The 20,618-nt window shown below is 72.5% G+C and carries 18 protein-coding genes; 8 read left to right on the top strand and 10 right to left on the bottom strand.

All coding sequences use genetic code 11. The annotated features are described in order from the left end of the window. Positions 1-74 precede the first annotated feature (74 nt). Both VFO26_RS07660 and VFO26_RS07655 read left to right on the top strand, forming a co-directional pair. Positions 75-1,022 carry an NAD-dependent epimerase/dehydratase family protein gene (locus VFO26_RS07660; protein WP_325114339.1) on the top strand — a complete coding sequence of 316 codons (948 nt, stop codon included), beginning with the start codon at positions 75-77 and terminating at the stop codon, positions 1,020-1,022. Then, positions 1,019-1,414 carry a cupin domain-containing protein gene (locus VFO26_RS07655; RefSeq protein ID WP_325114338.1) on the top strand — a complete coding sequence of 132 codons (396 nt, stop codon included), beginning with the start codon at positions 1,019-1,021 and terminating at the stop codon, positions 1,412-1,414. The genes VFO26_RS07660 and VFO26_RS07655 overlap by 4 nt, the downstream gene beginning before the upstream one ends. Positions 1,415-1,441: 27 nt before the next feature. On the opposite strand, the gene VFO26_RS07650 is transcribed toward VFO26_RS07655, so the two are convergent. The 3 genes from VFO26_RS07650 to VFO26_RS07640 are packed head-to-tail and all read right to left on the bottom strand — an operon-like array spanning position 1,442 to position 4,108. Further along, complete coding sequence (locus VFO26_RS07650; protein ID WP_325114337.1) at positions 1,442-2,782, bottom strand: O-antigen ligase family protein; 1,341 nt, start codon at positions 2,780-2,782, stop codon at positions 1,442-1,444. Next, on the bottom strand, positions 2,779-3,396 hold the full coding sequence (locus VFO26_RS07645) for a class I SAM-dependent methyltransferase (protein WP_325114336.1): 618 nt from the start codon (positions 3,394-3,396) through the stop codon (positions 2,779-2,781). Before VFO26_RS07645 ends, VFO26_RS07650 begins: the two co-directional genes overlap by 4 nt. Before the next feature lie 10 nt (positions 3,397-3,406). Further along, positions 3,407-4,108, bottom strand: coding sequence for a L,D-transpeptidase (locus tag VFO26_RS07640; RefSeq protein WP_325114335.1), 702 nt, complete (start codon positions 4,106-4,108; stop codon positions 3,407-3,409). A 41-nt stretch (positions 4,109-4,149) separates the two neighbouring features. Between VFO26_RS07640 and VFO26_RS07635 the strand changes: the two genes are divergently transcribed. Together VFO26_RS07635 and proC are read left to right on the top strand one after the other, a co-directional pair. After that, positions 4,150-4,980 carry a hypothetical protein gene (locus VFO26_RS07635; RefSeq protein WP_325114334.1) on the top strand — a complete coding sequence of 277 codons (831 nt, stop codon included), beginning with the start codon at positions 4,150-4,152 and terminating at the stop codon, positions 4,978-4,980. A gap of 8 nt (positions 4,981-4,988) precedes the next feature. Continuing rightward, positions 4,989-5,813: a pyrroline-5-carboxylate reductase gene (gene proC / locus VFO26_RS07630; protein ID WP_325114333.1), complete on the top strand. Its 825-nt coding sequence runs from the start codon at positions 4,989-4,991 to the stop codon at positions 5,811-5,813. Positions 5,814-5,960: 147 nt separating this feature from the next. Here proC and VFO26_RS07625 read toward each other — a convergent pair whose 3' ends face one another. Continuing rightward, a complete protein-coding gene (locus VFO26_RS07625; protein ID WP_325114332.1) occupies positions 5,961-6,614 on the bottom strand; it encodes a hypothetical protein in 654 nt (217 codons plus the stop codon). A gap of 65 nt (positions 6,615-6,679) precedes the next feature. Between VFO26_RS07625 and VFO26_RS07620 the strand changes: the two genes are divergently transcribed. The 3 genes from VFO26_RS07620 (at position 6,680) to VFO26_RS07610 (ending at position 12,556) form a co-directional block, all read left to right on the top strand. Continuing rightward, the gene (locus VFO26_RS07620) at positions 6,680-7,876 is read left to right on the top strand and encodes a thiolase family protein (protein ID WP_325114331.1); all 1,197 of its coding nucleotides are present in this window, start codon (positions 6,680-6,682) and stop codon (positions 7,874-7,876) included. Then, complete coding sequence (locus VFO26_RS07615; RefSeq protein ID WP_325114330.1) at positions 7,869-9,851, top strand: 3-hydroxyacyl-CoA dehydrogenase NAD-binding domain-containing protein; 1,983 nt, start codon at positions 7,869-7,871, stop codon at positions 9,849-9,851. Before VFO26_RS07620 ends, VFO26_RS07615 begins: the two co-directional genes overlap by 8 nt. 134 nt (positions 9,852-9,985) lie before the next feature. Further along, complete coding sequence (locus VFO26_RS07610) at positions 9,986-12,556, top strand: DEAD/DEAH box helicase (RefSeq protein ID WP_325114329.1); 2,571 nt, start codon at positions 9,986-9,988, stop codon at positions 12,554-12,556. Between the two features lies 1 nt (position 12,557). On the opposite strand, the gene VFO26_RS07605 is transcribed toward VFO26_RS07610, so the two are convergent. Genes VFO26_RS07605 through selD form a run of 3 tightly spaced genes read right to left on the bottom strand, consistent with a single transcriptional unit; the run spans position 12,558 to position 15,458 of the window. Next, entirely contained in the window at positions 12,558-13,460 is a 903-nt protein-coding gene (locus VFO26_RS07605; protein WP_325114328.1) for a PAC2 family protein, read from the bottom strand. 19 nt (positions 13,461-13,479) lie between these two features. Then, the gene (locus tag VFO26_RS07600) at positions 13,480-14,439 is read right to left on the bottom strand and encodes a COX15/CtaA family protein (protein ID WP_325114327.1); all 960 of its coding nucleotides are present in this window, start codon (positions 14,437-14,439) and stop codon (positions 13,480-13,482) included. Next, complete coding sequence (gene selD, locus VFO26_RS07595; protein WP_325114326.1) at positions 14,436-15,458, bottom strand: selenide, water dikinase SelD; 1,023 nt, start codon at positions 15,456-15,458, stop codon at positions 14,436-14,438. The genes VFO26_RS07600 and selD overlap by 4 nt, the downstream gene beginning before the upstream one ends. Positions 15,459-15,630: 172 nt before the next feature. Here selD and VFO26_RS07590 point away from each other — a divergent pair, with 172 nt between their 5' ends. Next, positions 15,631-16,311, top strand: coding sequence for an SDR family oxidoreductase (locus VFO26_RS07590; RefSeq protein ID WP_325114325.1), 681 nt, complete (start codon positions 15,631-15,633; stop codon positions 16,309-16,311). 18 nt (positions 16,312-16,329) lie between these two features. Here VFO26_RS07590 and argG read toward each other — a convergent pair whose 3' ends face one another. From argG to VFO26_RS07575, 3 genes are all read right to left on the bottom strand, one after another. Beyond that, complete coding sequence (argG, locus tag VFO26_RS07585; protein WP_325114324.1) at positions 16,330-17,667, bottom strand: argininosuccinate synthase; 1,338 nt, start codon at positions 17,665-17,667, stop codon at positions 16,330-16,332. A gap of 146 nt (positions 17,668-17,813) precedes the next feature. Beyond that, a complete protein-coding gene (locus VFO26_RS07580; RefSeq protein ID WP_325114323.1) occupies positions 17,814-18,734 on the bottom strand; it encodes a hypothetical protein in 921 nt (306 codons plus the stop codon). Positions 18,735-18,882: 148 nt separating this feature from the next. Further along, positions 18,883-20,226 (bottom strand): transcriptional regulator, encoded by a 1,344-nt coding sequence (locus tag VFO26_RS07575; protein WP_325114322.1) that lies wholly within the window; start codon positions 20,224-20,226, stop codon positions 18,883-18,885. Positions 20,227-20,618: the final 392 nt, after the last annotated feature.

Here is a 20,618-nt window from a genome sequence, read left to right as displayed (position 1 = left end):
CACCGGGAACCGACACCGCAGGTGCCTGTCCCCGGCGACTCCCCCGCGCTCCGCGACAGTGGCACGGTTCGCGCGTGACCCGGGTCCTCGTCACCGGCGGCGCCGGGTTCATCGGCTCCAACCTCGTCGAGGCGCTCCTCGAGCGGGGCGATGACGTGCGCGTGCTGGACAACTTCTCGACGGGAAGCCGCGCGAATCTTGCCGCGCTCGGCCGCGAGGTCGAGGTCGTCGAGGGCGACCTGCGCTCGTACGAGCGGGTGCACACGGCCGTGCGCGGCGTGGAGGTGGTCTTCCACCAGGGTGCGCTCGGCTCCGTCCCCCGCTCCGTCCAGGACCCACTCACCTCGACCGCGGTCAACGTCGAGGGCACGGTCAACGTGCTCCTCGCGGCCCGCGACGAGGGAATCCGACGGGTGGTCGCGGCGTCGTCCTCGTCCGTCTACGGCGATGGAGGAGCCTTCCCGCGGGTCGAGACGCAGGCACCGAACCCGATCTCCCCGTACGCGGTCGCCAAGCTCGCCGCCGAGAGGTTCTGCGTCAGCTTCACGCGCGTCTACGGGATCGAGACCGTGGCTCTCAGATACTTCAACGTGTTCGGACGGCGCCAGGACCCGACCTCCCAGTACGCGGCCGTCGTGCCGCGGTTCATCCGCGCGATCGCCGACGGGCGGCCGGTCACGGTCCACGGCGACGGGCAGCAGTCACGCGACTTCACGTACGTCGAGAACGTCGTCGAGGCGAACCTGCTGGCCGCAGACGCTGCCGATGCCGCGGGCAGGGTCCTGAACGTGGCCACAGGCGGCGCGGAGACCGTCAACGCCCTCGCGGAGACGATCGGGGGGATCCTCGACCGGCCCGTCGAGACGACGTTCGGCCCGGCGCAGCCCGGCGACGTGCGAGAGTCATGGGCGGACGTGAGCGCCGCGCGCGAGGCGATCGGGTACGAGCCTCGCGTCGGCTTCGAGGAGGGGCTGCGGCGGACGATCGACGCCATGGTCGGGACGAAGGGAGCGACGAGGTGACCCATGCGTTCGGGACGATCGAGGAGCTGGGCTCGGGCTACGGCTTCCGCAAGGTGCGCCAGGCGCTCGGCGTAGAGGCGTTCGGCGTCAACGTGATCGTGATGCCGCCCGGCTACCTCGGGTTTCACCACTACCACGACGAGCAGGACGAGCTCTACTTCGTCCATTCGGGCACGGCGAGGGTCGAGGTCGACGGCGAGGACAGGCTGCTCGGCCCCGGCGGGATGGTGCACGTCTCGTCGACCACACCGCGGCGCGTCTCGAACGGCGGCGCCGAGGATCTCGTGATGGTCGTCGTCGGCGCGAGCGGGGGCTACGTCGGACGGGACGGGCACCTCGTGGACGAGGCGGACGCCGAGCGGCGCGCGAGCTTCGGCAGGCCGGGCTCGTAGCCCCGGGCTCGGGGCGGTCCGACCGCCCTACAGCGCGTCCTCCGGAGGCGGCGCGCCGCGATCGGAGCCGATGGCTGCTCCGGCGAGCGCGAACACGGCGACCGACAGCCAGTGGATCCCGATCACGTCTGTCTGGAGGCCGAGGAGCGCGACCGCGGCCACCGACGACGTGAGCCACGCCGACCGGCGAAGGAGCGCCAGACAGAGCGCGACGAGCCAGCCGACGAAGGCGACCATGCCGAGCACACCGGCGTCGACCCCGAGCTCCGTGTAGGTCGACTCCCCGGCCTTCACCTCGGCCCCGGTGCGCGAGGCCGACACGCCCGCGTTCCCGAGCCCGTAGCCCCACGGGTGGCGCGCGACCGTCTCGATCCCGTCCCGGAGCGCGCTCAGGTGGCTCGAGATCGAGCTCTCGCCCCGGCTGAACGGGTCGTCGGAGGCCTCGCCCTCGGCCGCCGCGTTCTCGCGCAGGCAGGCGAGCTCGGTCTCCGTGTACGTCGTCTCGGGCCCGATCGAGGGGAAGAGCCCGACGAACGCCGCCGAGACGACGGCGGAGCCGACCGCCAGGCCGACGGGAGCCCACGACCTCCGTAGTGCGGCGACGACGAGCAGGGCAACCGGCAGGACGAGGAACGCCGCCCGCGTGTGAGCCCAGAGGAAGCCCGCGTACACGACCGCCCCCGCGGCGACCGTCCACCACCGCCGCCGTGCGCAGACGAGGAGCAGCAGGATGACGACGAGCGCATACGACGTGGCGAGCGGGCTCAGGAACGTCGAGACGAGCCGCCGGGCGGGGCTGTCCTCGTCCGTGTTCAGGATCCAGTTCTCGGGGAGCCCCGAGAGGCACCTGTAGGCGAGGCCGAGCTGCTCCTCGAACCAGCCTGGCGCGCCCGAGTCGCGCCACCACCGGAGCGGCACGAGGTACACGTCGACGAGGCCCCAGGCTGCGAGCCCGACACCGACCGCGACGATCGCCAGCCCGATGCGCCTCCACCACGGTCGATCGAGGACGATCAGCCGGCCGAGCAGGTACGCGCCGAGCGGAAGCAGGTGGTGCCGGAGCGCATAGAGCTCGCCGCGCACCGTCGCCTCCCCACCGAGCCACGATTGCGGCAGCAGCCAGTAGACGACCACGATCACGCCGTACGCCAGCGCGAGCCTGTCCGCCCAGCAGAGGTCGGGCCGCGTGCCCACCGCTGCGAGCGCCGCGACCAGCGCCACGAGCAGCAATGCCTCTTTCCACGCGGCGACGACGTCGAGCGCCGTGTCGCGCACGCCGGCCTCCCAGAGGAGCGCCATCGCGAGGTTGTGGAGCGCGAGCCCGACGACGAGCGCGAGCAGCGCGAGAGCGGGGACGCGCCGGGTCACGTCGTCGCGACGAGCGTCAGGCCGAGGTTGTGGATCTCCACCGGCACCGGGAAGAGCGACCGCAGGTCGGATGCACCCAGCAGGTGGTTGTCCCTCGCCCAGGGCTTCCCCGCGAGGTCGTAGAGCCGTCCGGCGAGCGGCTCGGGCAGCCAGTGGACGAGCGGGAGCCGGGTGTGCACCTCGATCGGAAACCAGCGGTTGGGCGTGGTGAGGAAGACCCTGCGACCGACGCGCAGCGCCTCGCGGACGAACGCCTGCTGCCGCTCTCGGCCGCCGACGTGCTCGATCACCGCGTTCGAGTGGACGACGTCGAAGGCCCCGTCGGGGAAGGGCAGCGCGCAGGCGTCTCCCTGGACGTATGCCACGTGCGGATAGCGCTCACGGAAGCGCGCGCCGTGGTGGAGGCCGAGCGCCGTGAGGCGCCCCGGCCAGGGATAGCGCTCCTCGAGGAAGTTGTGCGTCCTGCAGCCGCTCTCGCCCCCCGCCTCGCCGAGCGAGACCTCGTCGACCCCGACATCGAGCACGGTCGTGGACGCGTCCGGCTGCATCAGCTCCAGGAAGAGCGAGAGCTTGCGCCTGCGCGAGCGAAGCGAGATCGCATCCACGAGCCGCACGGCCGTGACCCTACGGATGGATGACGACGGGCGTGCCGAGCGGCAGGCGGGCGAGCGCCCTGAGCGTCCGCTCCGTGGCGTGGAGGCAGCCGGCGCTCGCCGGCGTGCCGATCGTCTGCCTCGAGCCCGGAGGCCCGTGCACCGCGAGCCGGTCGCCGCCGTTCCACCCGGCCGGAAGTCGCGGCTGGTTCCCCGAGATGACCACGATGCAGCAGCCGAGGCCCCAGCGCGTGCCCGGGACGTGGTCGGTGACGTGGAACCTGCCGCTCGGCGTGGGCGAGTCGCTCGCCCCGATCGACACCCGCCGACGGAAGACGATGCGGCCGTTCTCGCGCAGCGTCAGGAGCCGCTGGGAGAGATCCGCCTCGACGCCGTAGCGCACCTTCCGCATCCGCACTGCCGCGGTCACCGGCACCCAGCCGACCACGCCGTTCTCGAGCACGTCGCTCTCGACCGCGAACCAGTTGCCGCGCCGCTCGACGACGCGCAGGCGCCTGACGGAGCCGAACGGCGTCTTCCAGCCCGCCACGGCGAGCGTCCGGCCGGCCGGCGCCCGGCGGATCGCGATCTTGGCCCCGTGGTCGATCACGAGCGTCAGCGCCCGGCCCGGCTCGGCTGCTGCGAGGGCAGGCGCAGACCGAAGCGTCACGCACGCTGCGCTCGCGACGAGCGCGAGGAGCACGATGCCCGAGGTGCGTGCGGTGCCTGCCACCCGATCCGGGCCCAGCGTACAGCCGGAGTAGTGTCAGCGCCGTGGTCGAGGACGTCGTCACGCCCGTCGGGCCCTACCGCCTCCGCCTCATGGCGCGCAGCGGGACCTGGACGGGCGCGCTGCCCGACCGCCGCTCGGCGACCGCGTGGCAGCGCCCGGACGGACGGGTTCTCATCCATGCACCGGACGAGCCCTCCCTCGGAACGGCGCGTTTCATGCTCGCCCTCGACGACGACACCGGCGAGTTCCATTCCCGGTTCGCACGCGACCCGCTGATCGGCCCCTCGGCCCGGGCGCTCGTCGGCTATCGACCGCTTCGCAGAGCGACTGTCGCCCACGCGGTTGTTCGCGCGCTCGCCGGCCAGCTGATCGAGGCGCGGCAGGCGCGTGCGATCGAGCGGGCGATCACGCGCGCGTGCGGCGACCACGTGGTCACGCAGGCTGCGCTCCGGCTTCTCTCACCCGTCGCGCTCCGGCGCCTCGGTCTCGCCCAGCAGCGCGCGACCGTGCTCTCCCGGCTCGCCGCGACCGTCGAGCTCGAGCGCCTGCACGCGTTCCCCACCGAGGTCGTCCGCGCCCGCCTGACGCGCGAGCGCGGAATCGGGCCCTGGTCGGTCGGCGTCGTGGCGCTCGAGGGCCTCGGCCGCTACGACCACGCGCTGATCGGGGACCTCTCGCTCGTGAAGCTCCAGGCAGCGCTGACCGGCCGCTGGGTCGAGGCCCGGGAGACGGCCGAGCTGCTCGCCCCGTACGAGGAGTGGCAGGGCCTCGCCGGGGAGATCCTCCTGCTCGGCTGGGCGCGTGGGCTCGTTCGCGGCGCGTCCGTCGAGGGAGCGCGGATCGCGCGGCGCCGCGCACGCAGGGCTGCATAGAGTTGCGTATGGCAGTCGACGAGCGGCGGATCGCGGTCCTGGGGGCCGGGCGGATCGGCGAAGCGCTGATCGTCGGGCTCCTCTCGTCCGGCTGGCGGGGTCCCGGCGAGATCTCCGCCTCCAGCCGGCGCCCCGAGCGGGTCGCGGAGCTGGCCGAGCGGCACGGGATCGCCGCATCGGTCGACAACGTCGAGGCGGCCGCGCACGCTGCGCTCGTCGTCGTGGCCGTCAAGCCCCAGGACATCGACGCCCTTCTCGGGGAGATCGGCCCGGCGATCACGCCGGAACAGACGGTGCTCTCCGTCGCCGCCGCCACGCCGACGGCGACGATCGAGCGGCATCTCGCCGCAGGGGTGCCGGTCGTCAGGGCGATGCCCAACACGCCGTCGACCGTCCACGAGGGGATCGCCGGGCTCTGCGCGGGCGCCCATGCCGACGACGCGCACGTCACGCTGGCCGAGGAGGCGCTCGCCCACCTCGGCTCCGTCGTCCGTGTCCCCGAGCGCTACATGGACGCCGTCACCGCCGTCTCGGGCTCGGGACCGGCGTACTTCGCGCTGCTGGCCGAGGCCATGATCGAGGCCGGTCTCCTGCTCGGGCTCTCGCGCGAGATCTCGACCCAGCTCGTCGTGCAGACGATGCTCGGCACCGCGAAGCAGCTCCGCGACGAGCGCATGCATCCCGTCGAGCTCCGCGAGATGGTCACCTCCCCCGGCGGCACGACGATCGCGGCCATCCGCGAGCTCGAGTCCGCAGGCGTGCGGGCGGCGTTCCTCAACGCGATCCAGGCCGCGATGACACGCTCGAAGGAGCTGGCCGCGGGGGAGGACTGAGCATCTTTCTCCGCGAAGTCGGATCCCGCAAGAGCGGAATCCGACCGCGGCAGATCCCCGCCTCCGGCGGGGCAGATCCCTGAAGCGGCCTGCTTCGCGGCCGAGAGGAGCGGCGAGCGCGCCAGCGGAATCCGACCGCGGCAGACCCTACGCAGGCAGTAGCGCCGAGGGGAGCGACGGCGTGGGGAGCCCCCGAGGTCGGGCGAGCGCATCCAGGACGAGCACGGTGTCCGCGACGGGCATGTCCTCCAGGAAGGCCTCGCGTTCCTCGAAGGAGCGCAGGACCGCCGCACGCGCCTCGGAGAACGCAGCGCCGTCGCCTCGCCCGATCGCGGCCAGCCCGTGCGCGACCGCAGCGGGCTGGAGCCCCTCGGCGGCAATCCGCTCGGCGACCGAGACCGCCTCGTCGTCGCGCCGGAGCACGAGCAGAGCGAGCGCGGCGCAGTAGCCGCCGATCGGCCCTGCCGCGTCGAACACTCCCTCCTCGAGCGCGGCGGCGGCGTCCGCACGGGCTCCGTCGACGTCCCCGGCCATCAGCCGGCAACGGATCATGGCGATCGGCCGGCCCCAGCTCCCCGGCGGTGCCGCGCGCCAGCTCGTGCCGTACTCGTCCGCCGCCCGCCGCAGGAGCGACGCGGCGCCGTCCCCGTCGCCGAGCATCGCGGCGGCCAGGCCCGCCGCCCACGACGCTCCCGCGATGCCTGCCAGCCTGAGGTCGTCGCGCTCGTCCGGTCCCGCCGGCGTCGAGCGCCGCCGCGCGTGCTCCGCGTCGGCCCATGCCTGCTTCGCCTCCCAGTCCACCCACGCAGTATCCCCTCCCGCTGCTGATTGAACCGTCAGTCAACGGCCGTGTATCCTCCCCCCGAATGGGTCGCGAGCTTCGAGAGGTCGTGTTCGTCGACGGCGTCCGTACCGCGTTCGGCAAGGCCGGGCCCGGCGGCCTGTTCTGGAAGACGCGGGCCGACGACATGTCGGTCAAGACGGTGCGCGAGCTGCTGCGGCGCAACCCCGAGGCCCCGCCGGAGCGGATCGGCGACGTCGTCATGGCGGCCACGGCGCAGGTCGGCGACCAGGGACTGACCCTCGGCCGCGACGTCGCCCTGCTGGCCGGGCTGCCGCACACGGTGCCGGGCTTCGCGGTCGACCGGATGTGCGCGGGCGCCCTCACGGCCGTCACGGCGGCCGCCGGGGAGATCGCGATGGGCGCGTGCGACCTCGCGATCGCGGGCGGGGTCGAGCACATGGGGCACCACCCGATGGGCGACGACGTCGACTTCAACCCGCGCTTCGTCGCCGAGCGCCTGATCGACGAGAGCGCGGCCGTGATGGGACAGACGGCAGAGAACCTCCATGACGCGTTTCCAACACTGACGAAGGAAGACGCGGACAGCTACGCCGCGGAATCGCAGCGACGGGCGGCCGCTGCCTGGGACGATCCCGACGGCGTCTACGCCGGCACGGTCGTCCCGATGAGCGTCTTCACGGAGGACGGCTGGAAGCTCGCGGAGCGGGACGAGTTCCTGAGGCCCGACACGACGGTCGAGGGCCTCGCCACGCTGCGGACGCCCTTCCGCGCCGGCGGCCGGGTGACCGCGGGGAACTCCGCCGGCCTGACCGACGGCGCGACGGCCTCTCTCATCGCCTCGGAGGCCGCGGCGCGAGAGCTCGGCCTCGAGCCGCGCATGCGCCTCGTGGGGTTCGCGTACGCGGGCGTCGAGCCGCACCTGATGGGGCTCGGGCCTGTGCCGGCCACCGAGAAGGTGCTCGCGCAGACGGGGATCGCGATCGACGAGATCGGGCTGTTCGAGCTGAACGAGCCGTTCGCGGTACAGGTTCTCACCTGGTGCGACGGGGTGGGCGTCGCGCCGGACGACCCACGGCTCAACCCGTACGGCGGCGCGATCGCCTGCGGCCATCCGCTTGCCGCGACGGGTGTGCGCCTGCTGGCTCAACTCGCCCACGGCTTCGAGCGGCGGCCCGACGTCCGCTACGGGCTGACCGCCCTCTGCATCGGGCTCGGGATGGGCGCGGCGCTCCTCTGGGAGAACCCGCGCCATGGCTGACGACCCCGTCACGCAGTTCCACCTGCAGCGGCTCGACACCCGCGTCGGACCGGTCGCGCTGGTCACGATCGACAACGGCGCCGACTGGCGGAAGCCGAGCACCTTCGGGCCGGAGGCGCTCGCATCGCTCTCCGACGTGCTCGACCGGCTCGCCGAGCCCGAGTGGCGCGGCCTCGTGCTCACCGGCAAGCCGCTCGTGTTCGCGGCCGGTGCGGACATCACGCGCTTCCCCGGGATCACGCCCGAGCTCGCGCGCCAGGGCGGGAAGGTCGGTCACGAGCTCTTCGGGCGGCTTCGCGAGCTCCCCTTCCCGACGCTCGCGGCCGTGAACGGCGCGGCACTCGGCGGCGGCCTGGAGATCGCGCTCCACTGTGACGTCCGCACGCTGGCGTCGAGCGTCCGCCACCTCGCGTTCCCCGAGGTCTTCCTGGGGCTGTTCCCCGCCTGGGGAGGCACGCAGCTCACACCGCGCCTCCTCGGCGCAGAGGCGGCGGTGAGGCTGATCGTCGACAACCCTCTCCGGCAGAACCGGATGGTCCGGGCCGCCGAGGCGCTCGAGCTGGGGCTCGTCGACCATGTGCTCGAGCCCGTCGAGTTCCTCGACGACTCGCTCGAGCTCCTCCTGCGCCGCGTCGAGGCAGGTGAGGGGAAGCGCGCCCTCGACGCCGACCTCTCGGACGCCGCCGACGTTGTCGGCAGGGCGCGCTCGCGGGTCGACGACGCCGTGCACGGGCAGGCGCCGGCCCCCTACCGCGCGCTCGAGCTGATCGAAGGCGCAGCCGCCTGGAGCCTCGACGAGGGCTACGCGGCCGAGGAGGACGCCCTCGCCGAGCTCCTGCCGGGGCCGGAGGCCCAGGCGTCGATCTACGCGTTCGACGTCGTCGAGCGCCGGATCAGGAGGCCTCCCACGCTGCCGGACGTCGAGCCGAGACGGATCCAGCGGGTCGGGGTGGTCGGCGCCGGGCTGATGGCGACACAGCTCGCGACGCTCTTCCTCCGCCGGCTCGAGGTGCCGGTGGTCCTGACGGACGTGGACCGCGAGCAAACCGAGAGGGCAGTCGAGTCGATCCGCGGTGAGCTCGCGGCGCTCGTCGCCAAGGGTCGCCTGCCCGAAGGCAAGGCGCGATTCCTCGGATCGATCGTGGATGCGGGGGAGGGAGCCGGGGCGTACGCGGGCTGCGACCTGGTGCTCGAGGCCGTCTTCGAGGAGCTCGACGTGAAGCGCGAGGTGCTCGCGGCGCTCGAGGCGGTCGTGTCCCCCGAGTGCCTGCTCGTGACGAACACCTCCGCGCTGTCCGTCGCCGCGATGGCCGAGGGGCTGGCACACCCGAAGCGGGTCGTCGGGCTGCACTTCTTCAACCCGGTCGCCGTCCTGCCGCTCGTCGAGGTCGTGCGCGGCCCGCAGACGGACGACTCGACGCTCGCGACCGCCTGGGACGTCGCCCGGAAGCTCGGTAAGCGTCCCGTGCTCGTGAAGGACGCCCCGGCCTTCGTCGTCAACCGCATGCTGACCCGGCAGTCGACGGTGCTGATGCAGGGCCTCGAGAGCGGCAACACGTTCGAGGAGACCGACGAGGCCGCGCTCCGGCTCGGGATCCCGATGCCCCCCTCGGCGCTGCTGGCAATGGTCGGCCCTCGGGTGGCAAACCATGTCCTCGCGACGCTGAACGAGGCCTACCCCGACCGCTTCCCGCTCTCGCCCACCCTGCAGGCGCTCGCCGACGGCGACCTCCCCGCGATCGAGGCGAGGGACGGCCGGGCGACCGTCGAGGAGATCCACGGGCACATCCTCGAGGCCCTCGCCGACGAGGCGGGGCACATCCTCGACGAGGGCGTCGTCTCGAGCGCCGCGGAGATCGACGCCTGCCTGATCCTCGGGGCCGGTTACCCGTTCTTCCGGGGCGGCATCACGAAGCACCTCGACCAGGCGGGCGTCTCGCAACGCGTCCTCGGCCGGCCGCTCGGCGAGCGCTAGGACTGTTCGCCGCCCTCCGATTCCGCTAGTCTGCGGGGTGCAGCGACGCTGGCGCGCGAACCACGCCCGAGTGAGCTGTCTTTCTTCGAAGGGTTGCGCACGACAGGGCACCGCGGTTCGAGTCGGCTGCATACATGCAGGAATCCACTATCACTTCGAGCCGGTCTTCCGAACCGCTTCCGGACCTGGAGAAGGCCGCGCATCGCGCGGAGCGGTGGTTCGGCGAGCCGTTTCTCCATCCGGGTGAGGAGGCGGGTGTCGCCCTCGCGCCGGGTGCCGCGCGCCGTTTCGCGCTGGACGACGCGCTCGAGGAGATCGAGGCCGGTCTGCGGAGCCCGACGCCCGGCTGGAAGGTGCGCTACGGGCTGATGCTCGGGCTCGAGCGGGTCCTCGCCGCCGAGAGCCCCGCCACCGCCGCCGGCACCGCTCTCAGGCGCCACCAGATCGACGCGCTCGCCGGGATGCTGACGGAGCTGATCGCCGCCACCCAGCGCAGCGCCGAGGAGAACGGCAACGGCGGCTCGAACGGCAGCGTCGCGGAGCTCCTGGACGAGCAGGAAGAGGAAGACGAGGAGGAGGTCGAGCTCGCCGAGGAGGAGGCCGACGAGCACGGCTTCGCCGGCGACGACCCCGGCGCGTCCCGTCGCTACCGCTTCCGGCACCCCACCGCGTCCGGCAAGACGATCGCCGCCGCCGGGTTCGTCGAGGCCGCGCGACATCTCGGCGTCCTGATCCTCACCCACCGCCGGCTGCTCGTCGACCAGTTCCGCCGCGACCTCACCACCGAGGGGTACGGCGACCGCCTGACCGACGCGATCGAGCAGGATCGGGAGCCGCTTCGGCCCGACCCGATCACGATCCAGACCTATGCGTGGTTCGCGCGGCACGGCGACGAGCTCTCCCGCAGCGCGTACCAGCTGGTGATCTGCGACGAGGCGCACACCGCCCTCGGCGAGAAGACCTCGAACGCGATCCGCCGCTTCCCCGAGCCGCTCTACATCGGGATGACGGCGACCGAGCAGCTGATCGCGAAGCAGGTCTCCGACGTCTTCCCCGCCTCGGTCGACGACCTGCCGCTCACCGACGCAGCGCGCCGTGGGCTGATCGCTCCGCTTCGCAGCCTGCGTGTCCCCCCCGTGGCGGCGATCAACTCGGTGCCGATCGTGGGCGGCGACTTCGAGGAGCGCGCGCTGGCCGCAGCCCTCGACCACGTCGCGCTCAACCAGGCTGCCGCGAGCCTGTACCGCGACCGGTTCGGGTCGACGCCGGGGATCGTGTACGCGGCCGGCGTCGACCACGCCTACAACCTCGCTCAGGAGCTCCGGGCCGCGGGCCTCAAGGCGACGGCCGTGTCGGGCAGGACGCCGCCGCGCGAGCTCGCCGAGACCCTGGCCGCCTACGAGCGCGGCGAGATCAACGTCCTGGTCAACGCCCAGCTCCTTGCCGAGGGCTGGAACTCGCCGCGCGCGACGGTCTGCATGCACCTCGCGCCGACCGCGTCGAAGCGCGTGTACCAGCAGCGGATCGGGCGCATCATGCGCACGCACCCGCGCAAGGAGGCGGGCATCGTCGTCGACTTCGTGCCGAAGGGCGCCACACACTCCGAGCGCGTCGTCTCGCTCCACTCACTGCTCGACTCCGACTTCTACCGGGAGGGCGCGCGCGTCACTCCCGCCCCGCGGCGCCGGTCGGCGCGCCGTGCGCGCCGCCGGCTCTCGCCGGCTCCGTGGCTCGTCCCGGTGACCCAGGACGTCGCCCGCCGCCTCGCCGTGATCCAGCGCGAATGGCAACGGGTCGACCCGCGCTTCCTCGACGACGACGAGCAGCGGTTCTGGGCGACGATCGCCGGCCGCCAGATCAGGTTCGACCAGCGGGGCGAGTTCGCGCGGAAGTTCGCCGAGGGGCGTGCCGGCAAGGGCGCGCTCGAGACCTTCCTCTCCGTCTGCGCCGCCGAGAACCCGAACCGCCGCCTCCGGATGACGGCGCTCGCCGACCGTGTCGCGACGCCGGTCGAGCGTGCGGACTTCGACGACCTCGTCACGCTCGTGACGCAGGCGCCGCCCTGGGAGAAGGACCGCGCGGCAGGCGTGCGCATCCTGCTGCGTGCGCTCGGAGAAGGCAAGGCAAGCGCGCCCGACCAGATCCTCGGCCGCTGGACGTGGCGGCTGGCACGGTCCGTACGCAAGACGCTCGACCGGAAGGCGAGCCAGGAGTTCCCCGAGGCCAAGCGGCTTCTCGGCGCGGTCGCGAACTCGCGCGGCCACCGCCACGAGGACAACGTCTCCCAGCTCGTCAAGATCGCTGCGGCGCTCCCGCTTCCCGTGGGTGCCGCGCTCCTCGCGTCGGCAGAGGGCTATACGCCGCGGGCGAACGGGACGCTCGACCGGGCCCGCGAGGAGCTTGGGCCGATCCAGGAGATCGCGACGGCTCTCGCCGAGAGCCTCCCGGCACCGAAGGCGCCCGCCCGCAAGTCTCGCCGGCGACGCCGCAAACGGCGTTCCGCCGAGGCCGGGAGCACCTCCGCGGCTCCGGCGACCTCGACCGAAGTCACACCCGAGGCCGAGGGCGGCGACGCCACTGCGGACGCACCGTCCGGGAAGCCCGCGGCCCGGCCGGAGCCCGGCCCCGAGCCCCGCGACTCACTTGCCGCAAACACGAGAGCGAAGCCGGAGCTCGGCTCCGAGCCCGCTTCGGACGCCGCCTGAACTACCCCTGGCCCTCGGGCGGGTCGTCCTTCCGCCCGCGCTCGCGGTCGCGCAGGAACCTCGTCAGCTCCGCCGCGAGCGATTCACCGCTCGGCAGCTGGCCCCCTTCCGCGAAGGACTCGATCGTGTCGGCGCGCTGCTCGAGCTCCTCGACGTAGGCCTGCGTGTCGGGATCGGAGGCCACGGCCTCGCTCACCTGCGACGCGTACTCCTCCTCTGCCTCGTCGAGCTCGGTGGTGTCGATCTCGGCGCCCAGCAGATCCGAGAGGCGGGAGCAGAGCGCCTTCGCCGCCCGAGGGCTCGGCGCCAGGGACACGTAGTGCGGCACCGCCGACCAGAGGCTCACCGAGCGCAGCTCCGCGGCGCGGCACGCGTCGTGGAGGACGCCGACGATCCCGGTCGGCCCTTCGTACCTGGACAGCTGGAGGCCGAGCTCCTCGACCAGGCGAGGGTCGGTCGCAGCCCCGGTGACGGGCGCGGGGCGCGTGTGCGGCACGTCCGCGAGCAGGGCGCCGAGCGTGACGACGAGCTCCACGCCGAGGTCGCGCGCGAGGCCGATCACGAGCTCGGTGAACGCCCGCCAGCGGTAGTTGGGCTCGACGCCGAGGAGGATCACGGCGTCGCGGCCGGTCCCGGGGATCTCCGCGTGGAAGAACGTGTTCTCCGGCCACTCGATCCGTCGAGTCAGGCCCTCGTCGAGGGTCACCGTGGGCCGGACGGCCTGGAAGTCGACGAACGCCTCCGGGTCGATGTCGGCGAAGCGCTTGCCCTCCCACTGCTGCACCAGGTACCCCGCAGCGACGGTCGCGGCCTGGCCGCCGTCGTTCCAGCCACGGAACGCCGTCACCATCACGGGCCTGCGCAGCGCGGGCAGCTCGGTGACACGCAGGTCGGCGGAGGTCATGGGGACAGCGTAACTGCGGTCAGCGGGAGCGCAGGGGCTCGCCCACGGAGTCGACCCGCTCGGGAGCTGCCGCGACGAGGGCGAGGGGCGGCCGCCACAGCGTGTACGCGAGCCCTACCGTGAGGCCCCAGATCGCGGCGCCGAGGGTCACGTGCACCAGCACGAGGCCCCACGGAAGCGCATTTCGGTACTGGATCTCCCCGACGAGCATCTGTACGAGCAGGACGCCGAGCAACACGACGGCGAGACGCACCACACCCGGGGCGGCGCGGCGCGCGCGGAGCAGCTGCCAGCCGATGAGCAGGAGGCCGATCCCGTACACCGCGGTCGCTCGCACGTGAACGTAGACCGTGTCGCTGATCCCGAGACCGAGCCGGTGGACGTCCTCGTCGGCGCCCGGGTGCGGGCCGGACGCGGTGGCCACCGCCCCCGTGACGACCATCACGGCGCACGCAACGACCCCTGCGACCGCGAGCAGGCGCAGCCAGCCTGGCAGGACCGGCGCCCCCAGGCCGCCCGAGTGGCTCCACGCCTCGAAGGCGACCAGGATCGACAGCGCGACGACGACGAGGGCGAGCAGGAAGTGGGACATCACGGCGAGCGGGTGGAGGTCGAGGATCACGGTGAGCCCGCCGAGGGGGATCTGCGTCAAGGTGCCGAGGAAGGCGGCGAGCGCGGTGAGGCGCACCCACCGTGGCAGCCCGTCGACACGTCGGGAGGCGTGCCACACCGCGAGCGACGCGAGGATCCCGCCCACGGCGACGACGCGGTTCCCGAACTCCACGATCGCGTGGAAGTCCTTGGCGGGGAACGGCGTGGAGCCGCACCTCGGCCAGTTGTCGCAGCCGAGCCCCGACCCCGTCAGGCGGACGAACGCGCCCGATGCCACCACGAGGCCGAGCATCGCGACACCGGCGACGGACAGCTGGAGAAAGCGGCGCGCTGAGACCGGTCCGCTGAGACGCGCCCGAACGCTCATGCGAGCGAGACGCCGCTCCCCTGCTCGACCCGGCCGACCACGTGCACTGCGAGGCCTGCCGCGGCGAACGTCGCCTCCAGCACCACGCGCCTGTCCGAGGGAAGCGTCACGAGCAACCCCCCCGCCGTCTGGGGGTCGTACGCCAGCGCTTCGAGCTCCGCCGAGGCCGTGCTCCGCACGTGAGGCCCGGCGAACTCGCGGTTCCTCCGATCCCCGCCGGTGCGCACCCCTGCCGCGGCCAGCTCGACCGCGCCCGGGAGCGCCGGGAGCGCCGCGGCGTCGAGGACGATGTGGACCCCGGAGCGGAGCGCCGTCTCGTGGGCATGGCCGAGCAGGCCGAAGCCGGTGACGTCGGTGACCGCGTTCGGCTCGAACGGGCGCAGTGCGTCGGCTGCTTCCCGATTCAGCTCCGTCATCGCCTCGACCGCGGCCGCGAGCGCCCCCGCCGGCGCACGGCCGTCGCGCACCGCCTGGAGGACGAGGCCCGTGCCGAGCGGCTTGGTGAGCAGCACGACGTCGCCGGGCTGCGCGCCGCTCTTGCGCCACACCCCCTGCGGGTGGACGGTGCCGACGACCGCGAGCCCGTACTTCGGCTCGTCGTCGCGGATCGTGTGGCCTCCGGCGAGGATCGCACCGGCGTCGCGGGTCGCCTCGGCGGCGCCGTCGAGCACCTCCCCCAACATCGCAGTGGGGAGCTCTTCCGGGAACGCGGTGACCGACAGCGCGAGCAGCGGCCGTCCGCCCATCGCGAACACGTCGTTGAGCGCGTTCGTCGCGGCGATCCGTCCGTACGTCCGCGGGTCGTCCACGACCGGCGGGAAGAAATCGACCGTGAAGACCAGCGCAGTGTCGTCGTCGAGTCGGTAGACCGCCGCGTCGTCCGCCGGGTCGAGGCCGACGAGCAGGTCGGTCGCGTCGGCCGGGACGAGCCCACCGAGCAGCTCCTCGAGCCGCGCGGCCGAGTACTTCGCCGCGCACCCGCCCGCCTTGGCGAGGCTCGTCAGCGTCGGCTGCGTCACCCTGCGAGTGTAGAGACGGCTCACGCCACGCGATCCCGGCGCGAGGGAGAAGGAAACGGGAGGCCGGGCGAGTACTGGGGGGCAGCCGGAGAGGATCTCCCCCTTTCACCTCTCCCTGCTCCGCGGAGGCCGCCGGACGTCTGGCGGCCTTCGTCTGTGAGAGGATCGCCTCGTGCCGAGCGCGCTCGTCACCGGGGGCTCGTCGGGCATCGGCCTCGCGATCGCGCGCATGCTCCGCGACGAAGGGCACGCCCTCACACTCGCCGCACGCAAGCTCGAGCGCCTCGAGGAAGCGGCGGCCGAGCTCGGCGCGACGGCGGTCGCTGCGGACGTGCAGCACGAAGAGGACTGCGCACGGCTCGTGAAGACCCATCTCGAGACGCACGGCGGCCTGGACGTGCTCGTCAACTCGGCCGGGGTGGGCATCGCGGGCATGATCGGCGACACCACGACGAAGCACTTCGACCTTCAGCAGGCGGTCAACCTGCGGGGCGCGTTCATCGTCACGCGGGAGGCCCTCCCCGCGCTCCGTGAGGCGAAGGGCTACGTCGTCAACCTCGCCTCGATCGCCGGGACGATCCCGACCCCCGGCCTCGCGACGTACGGCGCGGCGAAAGCGGCTGTGATCTCGCTCACCCGCTCGCTCGCGCGGGAGGAGGCGGCCGCAGGCGTGCGGGTGACCGCGATCTGCCCGGGGTTCGTGGACACGCCGATGGCGTCGTGGACCGGCCTCGAGGCGGAGCAGATGATCCAGCCCGAGGACTGCGCCGAGATCGTCCGGTCGCTGCTCCGCCTGAGCCCCGCGGCGCGGGTTCCGCTCGTCGTGATCGAGCGCGCCGGCGACGACGTCTGAGGCGAGGCCTCGGCTCGCTTATGAGCCGTCGCCGGGTGCCAGGGCGCCGAGCGCGTCGTCGTCGCCTCCGGTCAGGCCGAGGCGGCCGTAGAGGCCGAGCTTGCCCCGTGAGTCCTCGATGTCGAGCTGCCGCATCGTCAGCTGGCCGATCCGGTCGAGCGGCCCGAAGGCCGCGTCCTCCACACGCTCCATCGAGAGCCGCTCCGGGTGGTACGTGGCGTTCTCGGAGACCGTCTCGAGGATCGTGTAGTCGTCGCCGCGTCGTAGCTCCACGGTCACCTCGCCGCTGACGGCGCTTCCCACCCAGCTCGAGAGGCTCTGGCGCAGCATCAGCGCCTGCGGGTCGAACCAGCGCCCCTCGTAGAGGAGGCGACCGAGGCGCCGGCCGCTCGTCCGGTACTCGTCGATCGTGGCCTCGTTGTGGATCGCGTTCACCAGGCGCTCGTAGGCGAGGTGGAGAAGCGCCATCCCCGGCGCCTCGTAGACCCCTCGGCTCTTCGCCTCGATGATCCGGTTCTCGATCTGGTCGGACATCCCCAGCCCGTGTCGTCCGCCGATCGCGTTCGCCTCCAGGACGAGCTGCACCCGGTCGTGGTCGATGCCGTTCAGCGCCACCGGCCAGCCCTCCTCGAACCGCACGACCACGACCTCCGAGGCGACCTCGGTCGCGGGGTCCCAGTGACGGACGCCCATGATCGGCTCGACGAGGTGCAGCGACCGGTCGAGCAGCTCGAGCTCCTTCGCCTCGTGCGTCGCGCCCCAGATGTTCGCGTCGGTCGAGTAGGCCCTCTCCACGCTCGCGCGATAGGGCAGCCCGCGCTCTACGAGCCACTCGCTCATCTCCGTGCGCCCGCCCAGCTCGGCGACGAAGAGCGGGTCGAGCCACGGCTTGTAGATGCGGAGCGCCGGGTTGGCGAGGAGCCCGTAGCGGTAGAACCGCTCGATGTCGTTGCCCTTGTACGTCGAGCCGTCGCCCCAGACGTCGACGCCGTGCTCGTGCATCGCCTGCACGAGCATCGTCCCCGTGACGGCGCGGCCGAGCGGGGTCGTGTTGAAGTACGTCTTTCCCGCCGAGGAGACGTGGAAGGCGCCGCAGCGGAGTGCGACGAGCCCCTCGTGCACGAGGTGCGGCCTGCAGTCGACGAGGATCGCCTCCTCCGCCCCCACCTCCCGTGCCCGGTCGGGGATCCCTGCGACGTCCTCCTCGTCGTACTGGCCGAGGTCGGCCGTCAGGGCGTACGGGACGGCGCCCTTCTCGCGGATCCACGCGACCGCGACGGTCGTGTCAAGGCCGCCGGAGAACGCGATCCCGACCCGTTCTCCGACGGGGAGCGAGGTGAGCACGCGCGACGACATGGGGCACCAGCGTATCCCCGAGCACCCTGTGGATCGATCGGCACGAAACCGGCGCGCCGTTCACTTGACACAAAACGGTGTCTGACACCGTCTCGTGTCAAGACGTCCGGACGGGACATGTCCGGCTCCCCGGCGCCTCGACCGGGTCAGCGCACCTTCGCGACCGCGCGCTCGAGCTCGCCCACCGAGAACGCGCCTTCGAGCTTCGTGCGGATGACCCCGGTGCGATCGACGGCGAACGTGAACGGCTCCGTGGGGAGCCGCCACTGGCTGACCCACCGGTTGACGCCCTTCGCCGGATCGTTGTCCTTGTAGATCTCGACGTGGATGAAGCGCACCCCCGCGCTCGCCTGCTCCTTGCGGACGGCCGAGACCACGTCCACCACGGGCCCGCACGTGCGCGTCTGGCAGAACTGCGGCGTCGCGAACGCGACCACGAACGGCTCCTCTGCGGCCAGCGCCTGCGCCACCGAGGTCGTGTAGAGAGCGCGATCGGGTCTCCTCGAGGTCGTCAGTTCCGCGAAGTCGCCCGAGGCACTCGTGAGCGTCGGCGTCCTCGAGGGGATCGCGCGATCGCCCTCGGCGGGAGCAGCGCTCTGCCTGCGGGCGACGATGTTGCCGAGCGCCTGCACCTTGCGCCCGCCCACGGGCTCGGCGAGGTACCAGTACTTGCCGGCACTCGGCAGCTCGAGCGTGGCGACGTAGATGCCCCCGACGTCGGCCGTGTCCCCGCCCGGCACGCCGATCGGCTCGAGGCGCGCGGTGGTCTCCGCGAACGGACGCTGCTTCAGCCCGCGCGCGAGCCAGATGCGGGCGGTCGGCCTCTCGACCAGCCGGGACTGCTTGTCGACGACCAGGAACGAGATGCGGTTCGAGCCGACGGCATGGTCGCTCGTGCCGGCGACGACAGCCACGTCCTCACCCGGACCACGCCAAAGCGCCTCGAGCGTTCCCGCCGAGGGTTTGGCGGTCGTCTGGCCCGGGCTCTCGCCCGAGCCGCCGCACGCGGCCGCCAGAAGCGCCGCGCCGATGGCGATCACGATCCCAGCCGCAAGCCGACGCTCCACGACGCCAGCGTAGCCGCGGCGCGGGAGCGCTAGTCGCCGTCGGAGAACGTGCGGTTCGGACCCCTGAACTGACCCAGCCAGGCTGCGATCAGCGCAAGGTTCACGAGAGCGAAAGTCAGGCGCGCTCTGCTCACTCGATCCTCCTTTCTCAGAAGCGGACGACCCGAAGCGCCTCGGCAGCGTTCCGGTACAACCGCGCTGCCTCGGTCGCGTCCCCTCGACGCTCCGCGAGATCACCCAGCGCGACCCACGCCCCCGTCCGGTGCGCGATGGACGCCATCTGCTCGAACGCAGCGTCCGCGGTCCGGAAGCACTCCTCCGCCTCTTCGAGACGGCCCCGCTCCAGCAACGAGCGGCCCAGCACGAGGTTCGACTGGCCGATCTCGTCGAGGAAGTCGTCGCGCCCTTCCAGGAGCGCAAGCGCCTTGCGTGCATGCTCGTCGGCCGCGTCGTGGTCGCCGAGGTGCTCGTGCACCGCCGCGAGGCTGCCCAGGGCCTGCGCGGCGTCCGGCTGCGAGCCGGCCTCGACGGCGAGCGCGAACGACGCCGTCAGATGCTCGATCGCCTGCTCGGGATGCCCGAGCAGGAGCTGCAGGCCGCCGAGGTTCAACATCAGGCGACCAGTGTTCCGCTCGTCGTTCAGCTCCTGGTAGATCGCCTTCGCCTGCTGTGCGTACTGGCGGGCGAGCACCCAGTGCCCCATCTTCTCGGCCACGAGCGAGGCCTGGAAGTACGTTCCCGCGACGACCCGTGGGTCGTCCATCGCCTGGGCGAGCTCGACGGCTCGCTCGGCGTCTTCCCGCGCGGCCTCGTAGTCGGCCTGGCGGCGTCGGCAGCGAGAGCGCCACGCAAGGATCCGCGCGCGCAGAAGGTCACACGGCAGCCCGGATCGCTCCGCGAGCGCGAGGGCCTCGTCGAAGAGACCGATCGCGGTCGGGATGCTCGAGATCCGATAGCGGCAACAGCCCAGGCGGAAGAGCACGTCGGCCCGGTCGAGGTCGGAGAACTGGGGATGCTCGGCGAGCTCCCGCGCCTCCTGCAGCACCTCGATCGCCTCGCGCGACTCGCCGAGCTCCTGGAGCGCCCAGCCCTGCCCCACGAGCGCGCGCAGCTCGAGCTCGGCCGATGCGAGCGCAGCGATCTCCTCGCGCGCCTCGCGGAAGACGTCGACGGCCTCCTGGTCACGGTGGGACTCCTGCAGAGCCTCGGCCCGGGCGAGCTTCGCCTCCACGCGGCTGCGAACGTCGGCGGAGACGCCGTGGGCGAGGTACTGGGCGTCCACCCCGAGCCGCTCGGCGAGCCAGGCGACGGTCTCGGCGGTCGGTCGGGTCTTCCCGCGCTCGATCTGGCTGACGTACTCCTTCGAGAAGCGCTCTCCGGCAAGCGCGCTCTGGGTCAGTCCCGCCGCAACGCGCAGGGCGCGGACGCGGTCGCCGACCCTCTGACCGGTCGCACGGGTTGGAGACCGGGGTGTGGCGGCCGCATCGCGCATACCGCTGTCACTGAAGCCGCCAACGCGGTCGGGCGCCGTCCCCCGTTGGGGTGAACCGGTGGTATCGATCTCCGAGGCCACGGTGAAGTGGAGCATACAGTGGATCACTTGACCGAGCTACTTGACTTTTCTGGACAGGGCACCTACAGTCAAAACACCAAGCACCTTCCAGACGCCAGGAAGGTGCACGGGGCGTCACCGACAGGGACGGCGCGGGTACGGAGAACAACGTGGCTGGGCCGCAGAGTCACGAGCTCCCTCCAGCGCCCCTCATGAGGGCCGCCTCCTTCGAAACGCCCCCGGAAGCCGCAGCCGGGGGCGTTTCACATCGTGGGGGAACCCATGTCTCCCCCGGGCGCCCTCCGTCCGGCGTACGGCGACGCCAAGCCCCC

This window comes from Gaiella sp. (genome assembly GCF_035710885.1).
GTDB lineage: Bacteria > Actinomycetota > Thermoleophilia > Gaiellales > Gaiellaceae > Gaiella.
Note: the sequence above shows the minus strand (reverse complement) of the source record. Positions and strands in the feature narration are given on the sequence as shown.